Here is a 1,921-nt window from a genome sequence, read left to right as displayed (position 1 = left end):
CTCTATGCCCTCTTCAAAGTCATTGTTGTCTTGTAATTTTGTCTCAAATTTCTCTTTTTTCTCTTCTTCAAATATATTAAAATTTGCTTTTGGTTTTGATCTTAGCTCACCTTTGTATCTCATCTTCTTTTCAGAGTCTATCTCATAAGGTGTAAATTCGCCAGCTCCATACATACATAGGCCGATAGCACAAGAATTTGCCGGCTCTCTTAAAATTTCATATAGGCCGTCCATCTCTTTTGGTCTGGCTATTCTTACAGGCATATTGTCAAATATCGCAGAAGCTAGGTCTTTTAGGCCGTCAAGCTTTGTCATGCCGCCAGTTAGAACTATGCCAGCGCCAACTAACTCTTTATAGCCGCTATCTTCGAGCATATTTGCAAGTACCATTAAAGTCTCTTCTGCTCTAGCTGAGATAACATTTGATATCACGTCTAGTGAAACTTCATGTGTTTTTTGCTCATCGCCAAGTCTTGGAAGCTCTATTAGATCGACTGATTTATTTACAAGCTTGCCATACTCCAGCTTGATCTCTTCAGCTTTTGGAAGTGGCGTGTGAAGTGCCATTGAAAGATCTATCGTTATATTTGCAGAGCCAACATGTAGGTATGAGTTATATCTTAGTGAATTTCCGGCATGCACCACCATGTTACATGTTTCGCCACCCATATCTATAAGAGCTACGCCAAGTTCTTTTTCGTCTTTCGTTAAAGTTGCTATGGCTGAGGCATAACCTGAAAGAACGACATTATCAACCTGTACGCCAGCTAAATTTACAGCTTTTCGTAGGTTGCTAAGTTGTGATTTTTGTATGCTTATGATATGAGCTTGCACTTCAAGTCTAGTGCCATTCATGCCGATAGGATCTTCTATAAATTCTTGTCCGTCTACTTTGAAGTTGTATGGTAAAACATGAAGTTTTTCAAATTCTTGTGATGTTTCGGCATTGTGATCGGCCATTTGCATAGCTCTTTCGATCTCTCTTATGCCGATTTCATGATTTGGGATATTTACCACACCGCTGCTGTTTACGCTTTTTGTGTATTTCCCAGATATAGAAACTACAACTTTTTCATATTTTGTACCAGCAACTCTTTGTGCTTCTATGAGCGCATTTTTGATCGACTTTGCTGCTAGCTCTATGTTGTTTATAGCACCTTTTTTTATGCCTTGTGCTTTTTCTGTTCCTATTCCTATTATTTTTATGCCGTCTTCATTATGCTCTGCTATAACAGCACAAATTTGAAAAGAGCCGACATCTATACCTAAAATTCTAGTGCTCAAAATAATTTACCTTTTGACATATTCTTTAACTTCATAATATTTTAGAAGTTTGTTTGTTAAATCTTTTATCAACTCGTTGTTTTTAAGCATTGCAACATTTTGCTGTGTTATTTGCTTATAGTTGTTATTTATATTGTTAGTAAGCAATCTTTGTTCCAAAATATCGTACACTACGGCTTTGTCATCTAATATAACATAACCTTTTGTGTTGTTAGTGTCAAAAAGTTGAGAAACAAAAGCTCTTGTATCGCTCTCATTTAAGCCCGCAATAGAGCCATTTACCTCTCTGCTAACAAAGCCAACATCTGTGCCTTTAAAGTTTTGTAGAGTATCTTTTGCTTTTGCTGTTAAAATTTCTTTTTCTTTTTTACTTTTATAAATTTCAAGCACATTGGCTCTTGCTTGTTCAAAGCTCATAGGTTGTGGAGGAGTTATACTTTTTATTCTAGCTATCAAATAGCCATCTTTGTAGATAAATGGTTTTATCACTTCGCCAACTTTTGCACCCTTTATCTCATCAAGTGAAAAAGTAGCATTGTCTTCATTTACGCTTACAAAACCATTAGTTGCAAGTTCAGCTTTTTTAACAGCTACATACTTTTCTAAAGCGTTAGTTTTGCTTTGTTCTATGTTATAG

2 protein-coding genes are annotated in these 1,921 nt (G+C 36.0%); both read right to left on the bottom strand.

Annotated elements, in window-relative coordinates; translation table 11 throughout:
* Positions 1-1,284: cell division protein FtsA (gene ftsA, locus Q0296_RS08075; RefSeq protein WP_298039133.1), on the bottom strand; the 1,284-nt coding region annotated here is incomplete at its 3' end.
* 6 nt (positions 1,285-1,290) lie between these two features.
* On the bottom strand, positions 1,291-1,921 hold a 631-nt coding region (locus Q0296_RS08070; protein WP_298039130.1), incomplete at its 5' end, for a peptidylprolyl isomerase.

The sequence above is a fragment of the uncultured Campylobacter sp. genome, from assembly GCF_937890585.1.
Taxonomy (GTDB): Bacteria; Campylobacterota; Campylobacteria; order Campylobacterales; family Campylobacteraceae; genus Campylobacter_A.
The sequence above is the reverse complement of the archived record's forward strand: the minus strand, read 5'-3'. Positions and strand labels throughout refer to the sequence as shown.